Source organism: Shewanella colwelliana ATCC 39565, from assembly GCF_000518705.1.
Lineage (GTDB): Bacteria > Pseudomonadota > Gammaproteobacteria > Enterobacterales > Shewanellaceae > Shewanella > Shewanella colwelliana.
Genome location: NZ_JAEC01000014.1, coordinates 100,061 through 117,004, shown reverse-complemented (window position 1 = coordinate 117,004; position 16,944 = coordinate 100,061). Strand labels below are relative to the sequence as shown.

Below are 16,944 nucleotides of genomic sequence, written 5' to 3'. Positions count from 1 at the left end.
CCTACATTAGCAATATCATCTTCTTTGGTAAATATTCAGTTTGTGCAGATCTAAAAAGGGGTGTTCCACGTGGAACACCCCTTTTTAGATTTAGCAAACCAACATTTTGAACTGTTTTTAAATTTTTATGAAATTAAAATTTACCACTATAGTCAGGCAGATTTTAAAATTAAAATTTGATTAAAGTTCAAAGAAAAATGGTTTCCGTTTAGTTTTGTCACCGTTTAGCTGATCCATGGTTTCGGCATTATAGAGTTTGCCGTTGACCATGGTATAAGTGACACGGTCTGTAACGCGAATGTCTTCGAGTGGATTGCCATCAATTACGATCAAGTCGGCAAGCTTACCTGACTTAATCGAACCCAGTTGATGATCCATGGCGAAGGTCACAGCAGGGTTGATGGTTGCTGTTTTCAACACTTCCATATTACTCATACCGCCTTGAGCAAACATCCACATTTCCCAATGAGCGGCTAAACCTTCACGTTGTCCGTGTGCGCCAATGTTTGGCTTAACACCAAGTTCGTTTAGCTCATTAGCAACGCGCGCAACATTGAAGTGGTTATAGTGTTCATCGGGTGCAGTTGGGCGACGCATTGAGCGAGCTTGCAACAAGTCACCTGGCACGTATTTAGACAGGCGAGGGTGAGACCACACATCTGTTTTGTCGTACCAATAATTTTCACCAGAGATACCGCCATAGGCAACGACTAAGGTGGGGGTGTAGTGCACTTCGGTCTGGCTCCAGAATTGCTTGATGTCGTTATAGATGGCACCAGCTGGGAGTGAATGCTCAATGGTTGTGTGGCCATCCGCAATCATGGTGAGGTTATGCTGTAACAAGCTGCCACCTTCTGGAACCACCATCATCTCTAACTCACGTGCCGCAGCAATCACTTGCTGACGCTGGTTACGACGAGGTTGGTTGTAGCTCTTAACGCTGAAGGCGCCGACTTTTTTGAGCCTTTCTAAGTGGAACTTTGCATCATCGAGTGAATCGATGTGAGAGGTATAGCCTGGTGCATTTGCACCATACAAAATTGTGCCAGTAGAGAAGATACGTGGCCCAGCGATATTGCCCGCCTTTTGCTGCTCTGAGGCGGCAAAAATTTCAGTGGTATCGTTAGAAGGATCATGAATAGTGGTAACCCCTAGCGACAGATTAGAGTAAAGCTCCCAGTTTTGCTGCGGGATAATTTCACTTTCACCTTGTGATCCGTGAGCATGTGCATCAAATAAGCCCGGCATTAGCGTCTTACCTTTGATGTCGATAACCTCTGCTCCAGACGGGATCTCAGTTGTTGCATCACCTACAGCGACAATCTTGTTGTCTTTGACTATCACTATGCCGTTATCGATAACCTTATCATCTTCCATGGTGATCACTTGCCCGCCGATAAAAGCAATGGTTCCACGTGGAACGTCTGCTTTTTTAGTGAAACCAATCTCGGTGATTTTAGGTTGGGAGTTATCAGCCTTGGCATCTTTCTGCGTGGTGTAGCTGTTATCGACGTTAACTTGGTATAGCTCTGGGCCCAGAGTCCAGTAAAGCTGGTCACTATTGCTGCTCCAGCTGATGCTTTCGCCTGCGCGGACACTTAATTGAGTTACTGGCAGGTTGCTGGCTTTAGGGCCGATATTAATGGTTTCACCATGTTTAGCAAATGGTGTTACCCAGACTTTAAAGCGTTCAGCAAAAGCGAGTTGTTTTCCATCCGGCGAGACTCTAAATTCGGTGACGTGCTTACTGGTGTAGTGCACCCGCTTTTGAAAGCCATGAAGATTAATCGAAGAGAGCTGTGGTGTTTCGCCATGATCTAAAAAGAATACTCGGTCCGATTCTGCGCCAAACTGAGGTTGATATCCGTCTGGAGTGATCTTGGTATTAGTGTCGCCTTTGATGTCGACTAGATAGAGGCCGGGTTCCTGTGACCAAGTTCTAGGGGTTATATTACCGCCTTTCGCTTTACGATAAACAATTAACTCGCCATCTGGCGAAAAGGTGGGTTCAACATATTTACCCGGTTCTTGGGTGAGTGTTTTAGCTTTGCCACCGCGTGCACTAATAACGCGCACGCTTCCTTGCTTATCATCATCCCAAGTCGTGAAGACAATCTTTTTACCATCGCGAGACCATTGCGGGAATAGCTCACGCAGATCTGAGTCTAGCTTAGTGAGTCGACTAACCTTGCCATCGGGTAGGACTTTAACCCATAGCTTACCTAGCGCTTCATAAACGACCTTTTTTCCATCTGGAGAAACTTGTGCCATACGTAGCATTTTGACATCGAAACTATCATTATCGATATTCTGCTTAAAGCGCACTGAGGGTTGGACTGCCAGTTCGGTCTTAACCGAGAAGGGGATTTGGCTAACTTGTTTATCTTCAACATTGAGACGGTTTATTTTGCCGCCTGCCCAAAACACGATCTCTTCATTATTGGCGGTCCAGCTCATAGTTGGGTATACGCCATGGATAGCCCAGGTCTCCTGCATGTCGCGGTCGAGCTTATCGTAAAGCTTGGTTTTTTTGCCTGACTTCAGATCGAGTAGGTAGAGCGATGACTGGAAACCGTCACGTTTAATATAAGCCAACTTAGTGCCGTCTGGGCTTGGGGTTGGACGAATCGCACCACCAGTACCTTCGATGAGAACCTCAATATCACCGGTTTGAGTGTCATAGCGCTTAATTTTATAGATACCCTTCACTGAATCTTTTGAGTAGTGGAAGGTTTTACCTGGTGTGGCATCTTGACTAAAGTAAACATAGCGTCCATCGGGTGAATAGGCCGGTTCGCCTAGGTCTTTCTGTTCATTAGGGCGCTCAGTGAGCTTGACGCCTTCGCCACCAGCAACATGATAAAGCCAAACTTCACCAGCCCCTAAGCTACGACTGCCGGTAAAGTGCTTACGTGCGATCAGGTACTGAGAGTCTGGGCTCCAAGCTGGACTGTTAAGTAAACGAAAGGTCTCTTTGGTAACTGGGCGAGGGTTGTTGCCATCGGCATCCATTATCCAAATGTTATCGCCACCATCTTCATCTGAGGTAAAGGCGATTGATTTGCCGTCTGGGCTGTAGACGGGTTGCATCTGCCATGCGATGCCTTTGGCGAGTGCTTTTGCTTCACCACCTTCAATTGGCATTTGATAGATATCGCCCAATAGATCAAACACTATGGTTTTGCCGTCTGGGCTGACACTGACGTTCATCCAGGTGCCTTCGGATACGTCGATTTTGACTTGTTGAAGGGGAGCGTTTGCAGGAGCATTGACCTGCCAAGTCGCTTCATCGATTTTGTCTTCTGCCCATACAGGAAGGCTAAGGCTTAAGGCTATAGCGGCGCAGAGCGGGGTGAGTTTTTGTTTAAACATTAATGTCCCGTTTATTCGTGTTCTTTTGTGGGTTTAGGGGTGAATAAGTTAGTTGATGATTAGGGTTATGATTTTAGCTGTTATTTATCGCATAAATTGCGTAACAGGAAAACCATAAATCTGTGACATTTAGTGAATATTTGGCGTGTTAAGAAGTGAGCAGCCTGCATATACAGGCTGTCGGTAGGCGAGCTAAATCAGAGTGAGTTGTTCAGTAAGGTGTACCGTATCACCGATATTTATGTTGGCATCATTGAGCACGCGACAATTGATACCGCCACGCCAGTCAGGTGTAAGTGCGGCTTCGAGCCCTGGCTGTGCCAGCTCCATTTTTTTACAGGGATCTGTTTCACCAGTGATATGCAACTGGAGCTCGCCAATATTAAGTACTTTGCCTACCGAGTCTGCGCCAAACTGCAAGCCTTCAATGAGCAGGTTGGCTCGACGAGTTGTCCATGGAAGGTCTATATTGAGTTGGTCACAAGCTTGTTGCCATTGCTCTGCAGAGAGAACGGTCACCTGTCGCTTGCTTGGCTTGCCAAATATGTCCTGCGCGACACCTGTCGTTGTGGTGACTAGTGCGCTAGATGTTTCCAGCATGGGGCCGCGTTTGACCACTTTATAACTAATACCTAGTAAACTCGCCATTTTGTTCCCGTCCTTTTGAATGCTATTTAACAGTGTAAACTGCAGGCTGGAGGGGATGCAAGTTAAGGTTATAAGCCCTTTTTAATCAAATACTGATAGGGCGTCGTATCAGTTTGGCTGGCAATTAATGTGTGGTCCATGAACTCGCAGAAACTTGGAATATCTCTGGTGGTCGCGGGATCATCAGCAATGATAAGCAGTGTTTCGCCTTCTTGCATCTTGCGCACCGATTTTCGAACCATCATCACGGGTTCGGGGCATCTTAAGCCTAGGGCGTCGAGTTGGTGTTGTGCGTCAGAAAAAGCGTTGCTCATAAAAAATAACCTTGGATGATGAAAATACCACTTTTAACAGTGGGGGCTAATATTACGCTAGCCACCGAGTTGTGCCAAGTTACACTCAGGTTTTTGTGAGCCAATACACTGGCGGGTATAAATGGTTGTGGAGTGTTTCACGTGGAACCTTGTCATTTAACTTGGTTAATTGACAAGGTTACAAAACAGGCCACTAGTGATGACTTTGAGGTCGTTTGGGGTTAAACCTATATCAAACCCACGTCGCCCCCCACTCACATAGCAGTAGCTTAATGAGGTGGCACTTTGATGAATAAAGGTCGCGAGTCTTTTCTTTTGACCGATAGGGCTAACACCACCGAGCACATATCCCGTTGATCGTTGAACATCCTCTGGTGAGGCCATGGCTGCTTTCTTTGACCCAGCGGCTTTGGCGAGCCGTTTCATATTAAGCTTTTCGTTTACCGGTATGATAGCAACCACAAGCTTATGGTTATCGACTTCTGCAACCAAGGTTTTAAATACGCAGGCGGCATCTAGATTAAGTTTTTCAGCGGCTTCTAATCCGTAGGCGCCGGAACCTGCCTGATGATGGTATTCGTGAGCGGTGTAAGCGATCTTTGCCCTATCTAAGGTTTTTGTTGCAGGTGTCATAAGTTAATGGTTTCACTATTTATAATTGCAGTGCCATGATGGAAATAATAATGCCGTGGTCGTTATGAGTGTCTACTTGTTGCCAGCCATGTTGGCGGTACAACTCGATATTGTGACGCTCTGTTTGCAGGTAGAGCGTGGTGATATTCATTGTGCGAGCTTTCTCTATCGCCAACTGAATTATCTTATTGCCCAGCCCTTTACCTCGTTCATTCTGTTTAACAAAAACGCCTCCTAGCCAGTGTGAGTCTTTTGGGTATTTGGGGTTTTCCTGATACCTTAATTGCACTGCTGCGAGTGGTTCATCGTCTCGGCATAACATTAAAATTAATGGTAGTGTATCGCGATTTAAATAGTCAGAGAGTGATGATTGTAGGGTTTGTAAGGTTCGGTCACTACTTAGGTGTCCCCATTCGGTATGATACCAATTGGCAATCGTGTCGGTTACGTTAGGTTTGTCGGCAAGTGTTTGGCAGAGCATTGAGTTACCTCGGTTTAAACGCTATGTAGAATATTTTCATAAAACAGCAATGAGTACCAGCAGCGTTTATGACAAGGCTTTGCTTGATTAAGGTAAGTTGCAAAAAGCGGGTAAAAAAAATCGAGTAACTTTCGTTACTCGATTTCTGTCAACGCTAATGGGAAGGGAAGCGTTACACTCTTTCAAACACTGTAGCAATACCTTGGCCTAGACCGATACACATGGTCGCAAGGCCTAATGATGCATCTTTACTTTCCATAAGGTTGATTAGGGTTGTAGAGATACGAGTACCTGAACAGCCTAATGGATGACCCAGTGCAATTGCACCACCGTTAAGGTTAATCTTTTGGTCGACAACATCCATCAATCCTAGATCTTTAACACAAGGTAGTGATTGTGCTGCGAAGGCCTCATTGAGTTCGATGACATCGAGATCTGCAACGGTTAAGCCTGCGCGTGCGAGGGCTTTTTGTGTCGCCGGAACAGGACCGTAACCCATGATTGCTGCATCGCACCCAGCTACCGCCATAGAGCGAATACGCGCTCGGATGGGTAAACCAAGGGCTTTAGCTTTCTCTTCTTCCATCACTAACATGGCTGAGGCGCCATCAGATAGTGCAGATGAGGTGCCTGCTGTCACGGTACCATTGGCTGGGTCAAATACGGGACGTAGGCCAGCAAGTGATTCCAGTGAGGTTTCCGGGCGAATAACTTCATCATGATAAACCTTGATCAATGCACCGCTACCATCATGACCTTCAATAGCATGGATCTCATTAGCAAATCGTCCCTCAACGGTTGCCGCGTGAGCTCGTTGATGAGAGCGTACTGCGAACTCATCTTGCTGCTGACGGGTTATACCGTGCATTTTACCTAGCATCTCGGCGGTAAGACCCATCATTCCTGAGGCTTTAGCTACGTTGTTGGCAAGGCCTGGGTGGAAGTCGACACCGTGATTCATTGGTACGTGACCCATGTGCTCAACACCACCGACAATAAAGGTGTCGCCCATGCCTGTCATGATAGCGCGTGCAGCTTGATGCATCGCTTCCATTGATGAGCCACATAGGCGGTTGATGGTCACTGCGCCAGCTTGTTTTGGAATGCCAGCCAAAAGGGCTGCATTACGTGCAATATTAAAGCCTTGCTCTAAGGTTTGCTGAACACAGCCCCAAATTACATCTTCGATGGTGTTTGGGTCGAGTTGTGGGTTACGCACTAAAAGTGCTTTCATTAATTCTGCAGAGAGCGTCTCTGCGCGTACATTTCTAAATACTCCAGCCTTAGAACGGCCCATGGGAGTACGGATGCAATCTACAATAACTGCTTGTTTCATTATTCTATTCCTTCCCGCTGATTAGGCTTGGTAGTAACTACCGTTGTTGGCTGCAAGTTCACGCATCTTGTCTGTTACTTGGTACAGGCCACCTAGGTGAGCATACTTGTCTGCAAGTGCGACAAAGTTGGCAACGCCCATGGTGTCGATGTAACGGAATACACCCCCTCTAAATGGAGGGAATCCAAGACCATAAACCAGTCCCATATCAGCTTCTGCTGGCGTGGCAATAATCCCTTCTTCAAGACAACGTACCGTCTCGATGATCATTGGGATCATGGTGCGAGCGATGATGTCGTCTTTACTGAACTCTTTTAGTTCGCCAAAGGCGGCGCCGAGTAATTCATAGCTTACGGCATCAATATCTTTCTTCGGCTTACCGCGACGATCGACAGAGTATTGGTAGAAGCCTTTAGCATTCTTCTGACCAAAACGCTGCGCTTCAAACATCACGTCAATCGCATCTTTACCGGTTTTGCCCATTCTGTCAGGGAAGCCTTCAGCCATAACCGCTTGTGCGTGATGACCAGTATCAAGGCCCACTACGTCGAGCAGATAAGCTGGACCCATAGGCCAACCGAATTGCTTTTCCATTACCTTATCGATCGCCGCAAAATCAGCACCATCGGCAAGTAGGCCACTAAAGCCGGCAAAGTAAGGGAACAAGACGCGGTTAACGAAGAACCCAGGGCAATCATTTACCACAATCGGCGTTTTACCCATTTTAGCGGCATAGGCGACGACCGATGCGATGGTCTCTTCTGAGCTGTTTTCACCACGAATAACTTCAACCAATGGCATTTTGTGTACAGGGTTAAAGAAATGCATACCGCAGAAACGCTCAGGTTTCTTCAGGCTTTTAGCCAGCAAGTTGATTGAGATAGTTGAGGTGTTAGAGGCGATGATGGCGTCTTCGCTAACATGCTGTTCGACTTCAGCCAACACCGTTGCTTTAACTTTTGGGTGTTCAACAACGGCTTCGACAACAACATCTGCTTGTTGAACAGCACTGTAATCTAAGGTCGCGGTGATGTTATTGAGTACAGCAGCCATTTTAGCTGGCGTTGAGCGGCCTCGCTTAATCTGTGCTGCGAGTAACTTAGAAGCTTCGCCTAAACCTAGCTCAAGTGCTGGTTGGGCAATGTCCTTCATGACAATTGGTGTACCTTTACTGGCACTTTGGTATGCAATACCACCACCCATAATACCAGCACCTAATACGGCTGCGGAGTTAACTGGGTGAGCTTGTTTTGAGGCTTTTTTCGCTTTGCCTTTGACTAGCTGATCGTTAAGGAAAATGCCGATAAGAGCTTGAGCGACTTCGGTCTTTGCTAGCTTTAAGAAAGCTTGATGTTCAACGCTTAATGCCTCTGCTCGCTCTGCGCGTGCGGCTTTTTCTATGACATCTACCGCAGCCATTGGGGCTGGATAATGCTTACCTGCAACTTGGAATACCATGCCTTTAGCGGTGGCAAATGACATCATGGCTTCAAGTTTAGGTAGCGTGAGCGGAGATAATTTACGCTGACGACGCGCTTGCCAATCAATCTTCTCTGCGATGGCATCTGTTAGCATCTGAATTGCTGCGGTTTCAAGCGATTCTGGCGCGACAACGGCGTCAATAGCACCAACCTTTAATGCTGCTTCAGGGCGCTGATCTTTGCCTGTAGTGATCCACTCTAGCGCGTTATCGGCGCCAATGACCCGTGGTAGGCGCACTGTGCCACCAAAGCCAGGAATAATACCTAGTTTGGTTTCTGGCAAACCAATGCGTGCGGTCGTATCGGCAACGCGCATGTCGGTTGCGAGAATGGTTTCGCAACCGCCGCCTAGAGCAAAACCTTTGATTGCTGAGATGGTTGGGAAGGGAAGGTCTTCAATCTTATTAAAGACTTTATTCGCTTCTTCTAACCAATTTAGGAGTACAGAATCATCTTGCGCGAACAGACCTAAAAATTCGGTGATATCAGCACCAACAATAAATGCATCCTTTGCCGACGCAAGCATTAAGCCTTTGATGTTTGTCTCTTGCTTAATAGCCTCTAACGCGGCATTAAGAGACTCCAACGTTTCTCTGTCAAACTTGTTCACCGAGCCAGCGGCGTTAAAACAGAGCCGAGCGATATTGTCTTCAAGTAACTCAACTTGAATCGTAGGACTTTGGTAGATCATTGCTTGCTTCCTTATTGCTTTAAGAGCACTACCTACTGTTGATTTTGTATAGTGTAGGTAAAGATCTCTATCTTACAGCAGGCCATCATTTGACCAGTTGCTGCTCAGTGTGCGTTGAAATCGAGAAAATTTCAACACCCAATTTAAACGGTTGTTTAATTTTCTTTGGTTAGGCTGAATTTTGTGCTTTATGTTAGACTCATTGGATCATAGTCTCAGTCCGTGCTGGCCGCGTTATCTGAGCTAAAAAAAGTGCAATAATCAATAATAGGAACCGAGAGATGGAAAACTTAGCGCCCCTTTATCCTGAGCATATTTCTGAGTTAAATCGTCGTGTGGCTGAGATCGTGGCAAGGGAAAATCTATCTGGACTGGTTATTCATTCAGGTCAGCCTCATCGTCAGTTTTTAGATGATATGGACTATCCCTTTAAGGTGAATCCACAGTTCAAAGCTTGGTTGCCTATTGTTGATAATCCCCATTGTTGGTTGTTGGTGAACGGCAAAGATAAGCCTCAGCTTATCTTTTATCGCCCCGTCGATTTTTGGCATAAAGTGGCTGAATTACCGGATGATTTTTGGACATCAGAGGTTGAAATTAAGCTGTTAACTAAAGCTGACAAGGTTGCTGAACTGCTGCCCAAAGATATCGGTAATTGGGCTTATATTGGTGAACATCTCGATGTGGCTGAGGTATTGGGCTTTCGTTCACGTAACCCTGATGCCGTGATGAGTTACCTGCATTATCATCGTGCAACGAAAACCCAGTACGAGTTGGCGTGTATGCGTCAAGCTAACGAGATTGCGGTGAGGGGACATGTTGCGGCGAAAGGTGCATTTTACAGTGGCGCGAGTGAATTTCAGATCCAGCAAGCCTATTTAGCGGCAACCGATCAGGGCGAGAACGAAGTGCCTTACGGCAATATTGTGGCGCTTAATCAGAACGCAGCGATATTGCATTACACCGCTTTAGAGCATGATACACCCGCGCAGCGTTTATCTTTTTTAATTGATGCGGGAGCCAATTTTCATGGCTATGCCTCTGATATCACCAGGACTTACGCTTTTGAAAAAAATCAATTTGGTGACCTAATTGCTGCGATGGACAAGTTACAGCTCGAGGTGATTGAGATGATGCGTCCCGGTGTGAAATATGTCGATCTGCATATCATTACTCATCAAAAATTGGCTCAAATTTTATTAGATTTCAAACTGGCAACTGGTGATAAGCAAGGGTTAATTGATCAAGGAATTACTAGCGCATTTTTTCCTCATGGCTTAGGTCATATGTTAGGTCTGCAAGTGCATGATATGGGCGGTTTCCTTCATGATGAACGTGGTACCCATATAGCAGCACCAGAGGCACATCCATTTCTTCGCTGTACCCGCACGTTAGCGGTCAACCAAGTGCTGACTATTGAGCCTGGTTTATACATTATCGACACACTCTTAAACGAGTTGAAAGCGGATGCACGTGGTAATCAAGTCAATTGGAATATGGTCGATCAATTACGTCCATTTGGTGGAATACGTATCGAAGACAACGTTATTGTGCATAGTGACCACATCGAAAATATGACCCGAGATTTAGGCCTGCACGGCTAGAGGTTGGTTGTCGTTGAGTGAAAGTTATCTAATCCCTGCATGCTCATTAATGGTTGAAGAGGAGATAAAGCATAGTCGCTTTATTTCCTTATTGTTCCATTGTGAGTCTGAGCAAGCGCTGAAGTGTGCACTTACTAACGCCAAGTCTGAGTACCCTGGTGCCAATCATTACTGTTATGCTTTTATTGCTGCAGATCCTGACAATACAGTAGCCATGGGAGCAAGTGATGATGGTGAACCAGCAGGGAGTGCCGGGCGGCCAATGCTAGCAACCTTGCAAGGGGCGAAAATCGGTGAAATCGCCGCGATTGTCGTACGCTATTTTGGTGGTACAAAATTGGGCGTCGGCGGCTTAGTTAGAGCTTATAGTTCGGGGATTAAGCAGGGGTTGGTGCAGCTTGAAACTCAAATTAAACTATTACGCTACCCTGGCCAATTACTGTGCGACTATCATCAATTGAAAGATGTTGAACACTACTTAGCCGAATGTGAGGCGTTGATCACCGATAAACAGTTTAGTGACAATGTGTCGATTAAGTTTGAGATACCTAAGGCTCATCAAGAGCAACTTCAACTAGAATTGGCAACGCTGAGTAAGGGGCAACTTAAGGCAAAGTTTTCACAGCCTTAGCGAAACACGTGGCACAATTGCGTTTATTTAGGTTTACTTGTTTCACGCGCTAGCTATAAATTTTATACAACTGCTTGAGTAAACTGTGCGAAAATAGGCGAGCCTGCAAAGAGCCACTAATGGAATGATAAAAAGCCCTAATGCAATATAGAACAATTATAAGAATTACGGGTCTGTTGATGGGCTTGTTTTCGCTATCGCTGTTGCCGCCAGCTTTAGTGGCTGTCATCTATAAAGATGGTGGTGGTACAACTTTTATTCAGGCGTTCTTTCTGAGTCTGTTCCTCGGCTTTTTCCTTTGGTATCCCAATCGTCACCATAAAAAAGATCTGCGTACACGAGAGGGATTCCTACTCGTGGTTCTCTTTTGGGGGGTGCTAGGTTCAATTGGTGCGGTACCATTTATCATCTCTAGCCAGCCAGATCTCTCTTTAACCGACAGCTTTTTTGAGTCTTTCTCTGCACTTACCACAACAGGTGCCACGGTACTTGTTGGTCTCGATTCATTGCCCAAGGCAATTTTATTCTATCGTCATCTACTTCAGTGGCTCGGTGGTATGGGGATTATTGTATTGGCGGTGGCGATTCTGCCAGTCTTAGGGGTTGGGGGAATGCAGTTGTATCGTGCTGAGATCCCGGGCCCAGTAAAAGACAGTAAGATGACGCCCAGGATTGCCGAAACCGCTAAGGCTCTCTGGTATATCTATTTAGCTTTGACCATAGCTTGTGCGTTTGCCTATTGGGTTGCTGGCATGGATGTGTTCGATGCGATTTGCCATTCGTTTTCTACAATTGCGATTGGTGGATTCTCAACCCATGATGCCAGCATGGGGTATTTTGATAGTACGGCAATTAACATGGTGTGTGTGGTGTTCTTGTTAATTGCGGCGCTGAATTTTAGTTTACACTTTGCCGCCTTTACTCGACGGGGTATTAACCTCAAAGTGTATGTTAAAGATGCGGAGTTTAAGGCGTTAATCGTTATCCAGTTGGCATTAACATTGATCTGCTTTGCGACCCTTTACCACTCGGGAATTTATGACAGCGCGGAAGAGACGTTTGATTTTGCCTTGTTCCAAGCGGTTTCAATTTCAACTACGGCAGGCTTCGGTACTGAGAGCTTCCATATGTGGCCACTCTTTCTGCCTATGCTACTTATTTTTTCGAGTTTTATCGGCGGCTGTGGTGGTTCAACTGCGGGTGGCATCAAGGTGATGCGTATGATCTTGTTGCTGTTGCAGGGGTCGCGAGAGTTAAAACGATTGATTCACCCTCGAGGTATGTTTTCTATCCGTATTAATGGTAAGGCATTACCAGATCGGGTGATTGATGCGGTGTGGGGGTTCTTTTCTGCTTATGCGTTAGTTTTCGTTGTCTGTATGTTGATTCTGATGGCGCTGGGCATGGATAATATTACAGCCTTTAGTGCGACGGCCGCGTGTTTAAACAATTTGGGCCCTGGCCTAGGCGAAGTGGCGAGTAATTATGCCAGCATCGGTGATGGTGCCAAGTGGGTGCTTGTTGTGGCAATGCTATTTGGTCGCTTAGAAGTGTTTACCCTATTGGTGTTGTTCACACCTACATTTTGGAAGAATTGATGAGCCGTACATTAATTATTTATTCGACCGTTGATGGTCAGACAAAAGCGATTTGTGATCAGATACAAGCAATCTGCAAGACCGAAAGCAATATCGTGACCATGATTTCTTTGGAAGAGGCCCAGTCAGTTAACCTTTCCTATTATGACAAGGTGCTCATTGGCGCAAGTATTCGTTATGGCAAGCATCGCCCAGAACTGTTCCAGTATGTGAATCGTCACCGAGCGGTGCTAAACAGCAAAAAGAATGCTTTCTTCACGGTAAACGTTGTTGCGCGAAAGCCTGAAAAAAATACGCCAGAAACCAACCCATATATGAAGAAGTTCATTCAGCTGTCATTGTGGCAGCCACAACAGCTAGGGGTGTTTGCCGGAAAGATTGATTATCCCAAGTACCGTTTCTTCGATAAGTTTATGATCCGCTTTATCATGTGGATAACCAAAGGCCCAACAGATACGTCTGGCACTTATGAGTTTACTGATTGGGATAAAGTACAAGAGTTCGGTAAAGCCTTTAGCGAGAGGTAAAGGCCTTACCAAGATGAGCAGTTTTACGCGCAGTAGCGCTTATAGAGAATTGAGATAACTTCGGTTACCTGCTCATTTTTTAAGGTGTAATAAACGATCTGCGAACTCTTGCGGGTTGCCACTAAGTCTTCAGCGCGTAAAACGGCTAAGTGTTGTGACAAGGCTGACTGGCTGAGCGGTACAGTTTCATTCAGCTGAGTGACGCTTAACTCATTATCTAATAACTGGCACAAGATCATCAATCTGTATGGGTTTGCTATCGCTTTTAGCCATTTTGCAGCGCTTTGAGCATTGGTGACCATAGTATCTACATCAATATCTTTTTGCATACGCTGACTCTCTTGTATCTTGCTTGATTAGATTACTCTAATTGAATGTAAAAATGAAAGCAATGTGACTTTATGGGGCCACTAACGCAGGTATTGATTAGATACTAGGCCAACATGTCTGCTTTCGTTATATAGATTGCTATTCTACCTCTATTTTTTTGTTTAATAGGAGGCGTAATTCACAAAACCCTTAACTAATTTGTGATCTGATTTCATGTTTCTAAGTGGCGATACTGTAACAATAGGGTTTATTTTATTTATCGTAATGGGCAGCTTATGGCTTCTGTTTTAATTGTTTACTATTCGCGTGGCGGACATACCGCTAAGATCACCCAAGCCATGGCCGATCATATACGCCAACAGGGCAACCGTTGTGATGTGATGCAAATTGGTCAATTGGGTGAGATTAATTGGGGGGAGTATGATTGCGTTGCACTGGGGGCTTGCGTGCTTTATGGCAGCTATGACAAGTCAGTGTTTGCCTTCGCTAATCAGTATCAACAGCAATTGAGTGATAAGCCCAACAGCTTTTTTAGTGTCAATGTGGTCGCACGTAATCCTGAGAAACGCATTCCTGAAAACAATAAGTATTTGCAGAAGTTTATTGAGCTGTCTGCCTGGAAGCCCAATGATGTTAAAGTGATTGCTGGTAAAGTCGATTATCCTTCATGGCGTTGGTATGACCGTTGGATGATTCAGTTGATTATGAAGATTACAGACGGCCCTACGGATCCAACATCAGTTATTGACTACACAGATTGGGATGATGTTAACGTATATGCCGATCACTTGTTAAGCCTAGCTAAGTAGCCCTTAGACCTTTGATAACTAAAGAGCCAGTATGGCTCTTTTTTGTTTTCTTACTGCTCGCTTGTTATCTGGTATGACCTCTGATAGCCTTTCGCCTTCATTTAAAAGGGCTTGAAGTTATGAACCTATATTTTCGCTTGTTTTGGTTAATGTTTTGGCGTGTACGTCACTGCAATAGCATCGGTTTTCTGGGCACAAGTAAGATCAGTTATCGAGCACTCCCGTTCGATTGTGATATCAATCTGCATGTGACTAACTCACGCTACCCAGCGCTGATGGACCTTGCGCGTACTTATATGCTGGCCGAGATGGGCTTGCTGAAGCGCTTTATCAAAATGAAGTGGATGCCGATTGTTAATGCAGCCGAATTTACCTACATACGTGATATTAAGCCGCTCAGTAAGTTTGAGATAGAGAGTAAATTAGTCGGATGGGATGAAAAATATTTCTACATCGAGCAACGCTTTGTCAGCGAAAATACCCTGCACTGTATCGTTCATGTTAGAGGGGTATTTGTGTGTAACCGCAAGCAAGTGCCTATTGAGACAATGGTTAAAGAGGTTGGGTTTGTAGGACCTGCGCCAGCGCTGCCGCCCGAAGTGGTGAAGTGGAAAGCATTCTTACAACTCAAAAAAGAGCGTAATATCTAACCTGGTAATAACTGTAGTAGAGTTAAGGGATAGGTCTAAACCCTGAGGAGATGGCATTACCAGCGAGGGCGATCTCTTCCTCTACCTGTATCCAAGCACCTCGCAGTTCAGCTTGATGCAAGTATCTGTCTAAAGCATCAAATTCATAGAGTTTAAATCGTCTTCGCATTTGCATAATACAGGGTATAAGGGCGCAATCAGCTAACGTAAAACTGTCTCCACAAAGCCAGTGATTATCGGTAAGTTTGTTGTTTAACTGGTGCAGAGTCTGGTTGATCTCATTTTCTAAGTGTTTGACCTGTAGTGGATCATCTAGTTGCCTAGCTTGAAGTTTTTCAAGTTTAAACAGTTGGTTACTTAGGTCGTTGTCGATGATGCGGTCAAACAGGCGCACGTCGAGTGCTTGTGACGGATGTGTCGGGATCAGCTGAGTGCCAGTACTAAACTCATTGTCTATATATTCAATAATAATACTCGATTCAGGCAGCAGTTCTCCTGCACGTGTTTTTAGCAATGGTAGCTTTCCGGTAGGATAACTGGCCTTAAATTGCTGGCGAGAGAAGGGGTCGTGAATATCGATGACCCTAGGGTAAAAATTTGCCTGTTTTTCATAAAGCGCGATAAGCACTTTTTGGGAATAACGTGAAAGAGGATAGTAGAACAGTTCCATCTCGCTAGGCCCCTATTTACTTGCTAATCATCGTTTAACTGTAGCTCGCTTTAGCTTTAGTGGTGGTAATTTTGTAGCCCACATATCAATTATGAAGGCTCTTCTATTACAGCTTATGCCTAAGGTGTATCACGGTAGAGGCGTTGCTCCATAAAAGCGAGCATTGCCTTAATTCTTGCTGGCACCACATCTTGATAACTATGCACCGCAAAAATCCCACCTCGGCCTAAATGATAGTCAGGTAATAAACGTACTAACTTTTCTGCCTGTAAGGGCTGTTTGACAATATGTTCTGGCAACATGGCTAGTCCAAGTCCCTCTTTGACCAATTTAAGGCAGCCTAAACTGGTGTTGCAGTTGATAAATGGTGTGAGCTGTAGTGTAAATTTTTCACCATCACTATTATCGAATTGACAACGTCTTGGTAGCTGATTGGCGCTTTGCATTATCCATTGATGGTGATTTAGGTTATCAGGGTGGAGTGGCGCACCATGATTCGCAATATATTCAGGGCTTGCCACAAGGTAGTCGTCGTACTGGGCCAACTTAATGGCCACTAACTCTTCATTGTCTGGCTGACCAGTCTGAATTGCGATATCGATGTGATGCTCAAGCTGATCTAATTTTCTATCTTCTAGCTGCAGTGAGACGTGTATTTTGGGATAGCGCTTATGAAACTCTTTTAATAACGCTGCTAGGGCTAGTTCACCTATGGCAACAGGTGCAGCGATTTTGATACTGCCCTGGAGTTGTTCATCATTAGGAATGATTGCCGCTTCCGCTTGCTTGGCAAGTTTGAGGAGTTCGGCGCAATAATGGTAAAACTGTTGTCCCTCTTGGGTCAGGGATATCTTACGTGTGGTTCGATGCAAAAGGCTTAGTTGGCATCGGTTCTCGAGACGCTTTAGATGTTGGCTGACCATGGAGCGACTGATGCCAAGTGTTTCTGCGGCGGCAGTTAATGACCCCTGCTCGACAACACTGGCAAAAACCAGCATTCGGTAGAGTTGTGATGCGTCCATAAACGAGTCCTCAGCCAACTATTGTTTATATGTGGTTATCAAACACCTAAGTGTCACACTTATTTATTACGTATATTATCTAATAAGTCAAAGTTGAGCGTGAATATTGGCATTTATTTTAAGTGCGGTGATGATCGTTATCTTTGG

At 45.3% G+C, this 16,944-nt stretch carries 16 protein-coding genes; 6 read left to right on the top strand and 10 right to left on the bottom strand.

Features of this window, described 5'->3' with window-relative positions; genetic code table 11:
• Positions 1-180: 180 nt before the first annotated feature.
• From L876_RS0108685 to fadB, 7 genes are all read right to left on the bottom strand, one after another.
• The gene (locus tag L876_RS0108685; RefSeq protein ID WP_028763449.1) at positions 181-3,372 is read right to left on the bottom strand and encodes an amidohydrolase family protein; all 3,192 of its coding nucleotides are present in this window, start codon (positions 3,370-3,372) and stop codon (positions 181-183) included.
• Positions 3,373-3,564: 192 nt separating this feature from the next.
• A complete protein-coding gene (locus tag L876_RS0108680; protein WP_028763448.1) occupies positions 3,565-4,020 on the bottom strand; it encodes an MOSC domain-containing protein in 456 nt (151 codons plus the stop codon).
• A 68-nt stretch (positions 4,021-4,088) separates the two neighbouring features.
• Positions 4,089-4,334 (bottom strand): sulfurtransferase TusA, encoded by a 246-nt coding sequence (gene tusA, locus L876_RS0108675; RefSeq protein ID WP_028763447.1) that lies wholly within the window; start codon positions 4,332-4,334, stop codon positions 4,089-4,091.
• A gap of 165 nt (positions 4,335-4,499) precedes the next feature.
• Positions 4,500-4,967 (bottom strand): Cys-tRNA(Pro) deacylase, encoded by a 468-nt coding sequence (gene ybaK, locus L876_RS0108670; RefSeq protein ID WP_028763446.1) that lies wholly within the window; start codon positions 4,965-4,967, stop codon positions 4,500-4,502.
• A 19-nt stretch (positions 4,968-4,986) separates the two neighbouring features.
• Entirely contained in the window at positions 4,987-5,448 is a 462-nt protein-coding gene (locus L876_RS0108665; RefSeq protein ID WP_028763445.1) for a GNAT family N-acetyltransferase, read from the bottom strand.
• Between the two features lie 172 nt (positions 5,449-5,620).
• Complete coding sequence (fadA, locus tag L876_RS0108660) at positions 5,621-6,784, bottom strand: acetyl-CoA C-acyltransferase FadA (RefSeq protein ID WP_028763444.1); 1,164 nt, start codon at positions 6,782-6,784, stop codon at positions 5,621-5,623.
• A gap of 21 nt (positions 6,785-6,805) precedes the next feature.
• Positions 6,806-8,956: a fatty acid oxidation complex subunit alpha FadB gene (fadB, locus tag L876_RS0108655; protein ID WP_028763443.1), complete on the bottom strand. Its 2,151-nt coding sequence runs from the start codon at positions 8,954-8,956 to the stop codon at positions 6,806-6,808.
• A 281-nt stretch (positions 8,957-9,237) separates the two neighbouring features.
• Between fadB and pepQ the strand changes: the two genes are divergently transcribed.
• From pepQ to hemG (L876_RS0108635), 4 genes are all read left to right on the top strand, one after another.
• The gene (gene pepQ, locus L876_RS0108650) at positions 9,238-10,560 is read left to right on the top strand and encodes a Xaa-Pro dipeptidase (RefSeq protein ID WP_028763442.1); all 1,323 of its coding nucleotides are present in this window, start codon (positions 9,238-9,240) and stop codon (positions 10,558-10,560) included.
• Positions 10,561-10,573: 13 nt separating this feature from the next.
• The gene (locus tag L876_RS0108645) at positions 10,574-11,191 is read left to right on the top strand and encodes a YigZ family protein (RefSeq protein ID WP_028763441.1); all 618 of its coding nucleotides are present in this window, start codon (positions 10,574-10,576) and stop codon (positions 11,189-11,191) included.
• Positions 11,192-11,331: 140 nt separating this feature from the next.
• Positions 11,332-12,789 carry a TrkH family potassium uptake protein gene (locus L876_RS0108640; protein WP_028763440.1) on the top strand — a complete coding sequence of 486 codons (1,458 nt, stop codon included), beginning with the start codon at positions 11,332-11,334 and terminating at the stop codon, positions 12,787-12,789.
• On the top strand, positions 12,789-13,316 hold the full coding sequence (gene hemG, locus L876_RS0108635) for a menaquinone-dependent protoporphyrinogen IX dehydrogenase (RefSeq protein WP_028763439.1): 528 nt from the start codon (positions 12,789-12,791) through the stop codon (positions 13,314-13,316). The genes L876_RS0108640 and hemG (L876_RS0108635) overlap by 1 nt, the downstream gene beginning before the upstream one ends.
• Positions 13,317-13,339: 23 nt before the next feature.
• On the opposite strand, the gene L876_RS0108630 is transcribed toward hemG (L876_RS0108635), so the two are convergent.
• Positions 13,340-13,645, bottom strand: a complete 306-nt coding sequence (locus tag L876_RS0108630) for an ArsR/SmtB family transcription factor (RefSeq protein WP_028763438.1) — start codon at positions 13,643-13,645, stop codon at positions 13,340-13,342.
• A 276-nt stretch (positions 13,646-13,921) separates the two neighbouring features.
• Here L876_RS0108630 and hemG (L876_RS0108625) point away from each other — a divergent pair, with 276 nt between their 5' ends.
• Together hemG (L876_RS0108625) and L876_RS0108620 are read left to right on the top strand one after the other, a co-directional pair.
• Positions 13,922-14,455 carry a menaquinone-dependent protoporphyrinogen IX dehydrogenase gene (gene hemG / locus L876_RS0108625; protein ID WP_028763437.1) on the top strand — a complete coding sequence of 178 codons (534 nt, stop codon included), beginning with the start codon at positions 13,922-13,924 and terminating at the stop codon, positions 14,453-14,455.
• Between the two features lie 119 nt (positions 14,456-14,574).
• Entirely contained in the window at positions 14,575-15,105 is a 531-nt protein-coding gene (locus tag L876_RS0108620; RefSeq protein ID WP_028763436.1) for a thioesterase family protein, read from the top strand.
• Between the two features lie 22 nt (positions 15,106-15,127).
• Here the strand turns inward: L876_RS0108620 and L876_RS0108615 are convergent, their stop codons facing one another.
• Together L876_RS0108615 and L876_RS0108610 are read right to left on the bottom strand one after the other, a co-directional pair.
• The gene (locus tag L876_RS0108615) at positions 15,128-15,775 is read right to left on the bottom strand and encodes a glutathione S-transferase family protein (RefSeq protein ID WP_028763435.1); all 648 of its coding nucleotides are present in this window, start codon (positions 15,773-15,775) and stop codon (positions 15,128-15,130) included.
• A gap of 119 nt (positions 15,776-15,894) precedes the next feature.
• The gene (locus L876_RS0108610; protein WP_028763434.1) at positions 15,895-16,797 is read right to left on the bottom strand and encodes a LysR family transcriptional regulator; all 903 of its coding nucleotides are present in this window, start codon (positions 16,795-16,797) and stop codon (positions 15,895-15,897) included.
• Between the last annotated feature and the right edge of the window lie 147 nt (positions 16,798-16,944).

Bases quoted from the DNA above. Each gene is read 5' to 3' on its own strand.
- L876_RS0108615 (WP_028763435.1), bottom strand. From the start codon at position 15,775: ATGGAACTGTTCTACTATCCTCTTTCACGTTATTCCCAAAAAGTGCTT.
- fadA (WP_028763444.1), bottom strand. From the start codon at position 6,784: ATGAAACAAGCAGTTATTGTAGATTGCATCCGTACTCCCATGGGCCGT.
- hemG (WP_028763439.1), top strand. From the start codon at position 12,789: ATGAGCCGTACATTAATTATTTATTCGACCGTTGATGGTCAGACAAAA.
- pepQ (WP_028763442.1), top strand. From the start codon at position 9,238: ATGGAAAACTTAGCGCCCCTTTATCCTGAGCATATTTCTGAGTTAAAT.
- L876_RS0108665 (WP_028763445.1), bottom strand. From the start codon at position 5,448: ATGCTCTGCCAAACACTTGCCGACAAACCTAACGTAACCGACACGATT.
- ybaK (WP_028763446.1), bottom strand. From the start codon at position 4,967: ATGACACCTGCAACAAAAACCTTAGATAGGGCAAAGATCGCTTACACC.
- hemG (WP_028763437.1), top strand. From the start codon at position 13,922: ATGGCTTCTGTTTTAATTGTTTACTATTCGCGTGGCGGACATACCGCT.
- L876_RS0108610 (WP_028763434.1), bottom strand. From the start codon at position 16,797: ATGGACGCATCACAACTCTACCGAATGCTGGTTTTTGCCAGTGTTGTC.
- L876_RS0108630 (WP_028763438.1), bottom strand. From the start codon at position 13,645: ATGCAAAAAGATATTGATGTAGATACTATGGTCACCAATGCTCAAAGC.
- tusA (WP_028763447.1), bottom strand. From the start codon at position 4,334: ATGAGCAACGCTTTTTCTGACGCACAACACCAACTCGACGCCCTAGGC.
- fadB (WP_028763443.1), bottom strand. From the start codon at position 8,956: ATGATCTACCAAAGTCCTACGATTCAAGTTGAGTTACTTGAAGACAAT.
- L876_RS0108620 (WP_028763436.1), top strand. From the start codon at position 14,575: ATGAACCTATATTTTCGCTTGTTTTGGTTAATGTTTTGGCGTGTACGT.
- L876_RS0108640 (WP_028763440.1), top strand. From the start codon at position 11,332: ATGCAATATAGAACAATTATAAGAATTACGGGTCTGTTGATGGGCTTG.
- L876_RS0108680 (WP_028763448.1), bottom strand. From the start codon at position 4,020: ATGGCGAGTTTACTAGGTATTAGTTATAAAGTGGTCAAACGCGGCCCC.
- L876_RS0108685 (WP_028763449.1), bottom strand. From the start codon at position 3,372: ATGTTTAAACAAAAACTCACCCCGCTCTGCGCCGCTATAGCCTTAAGC.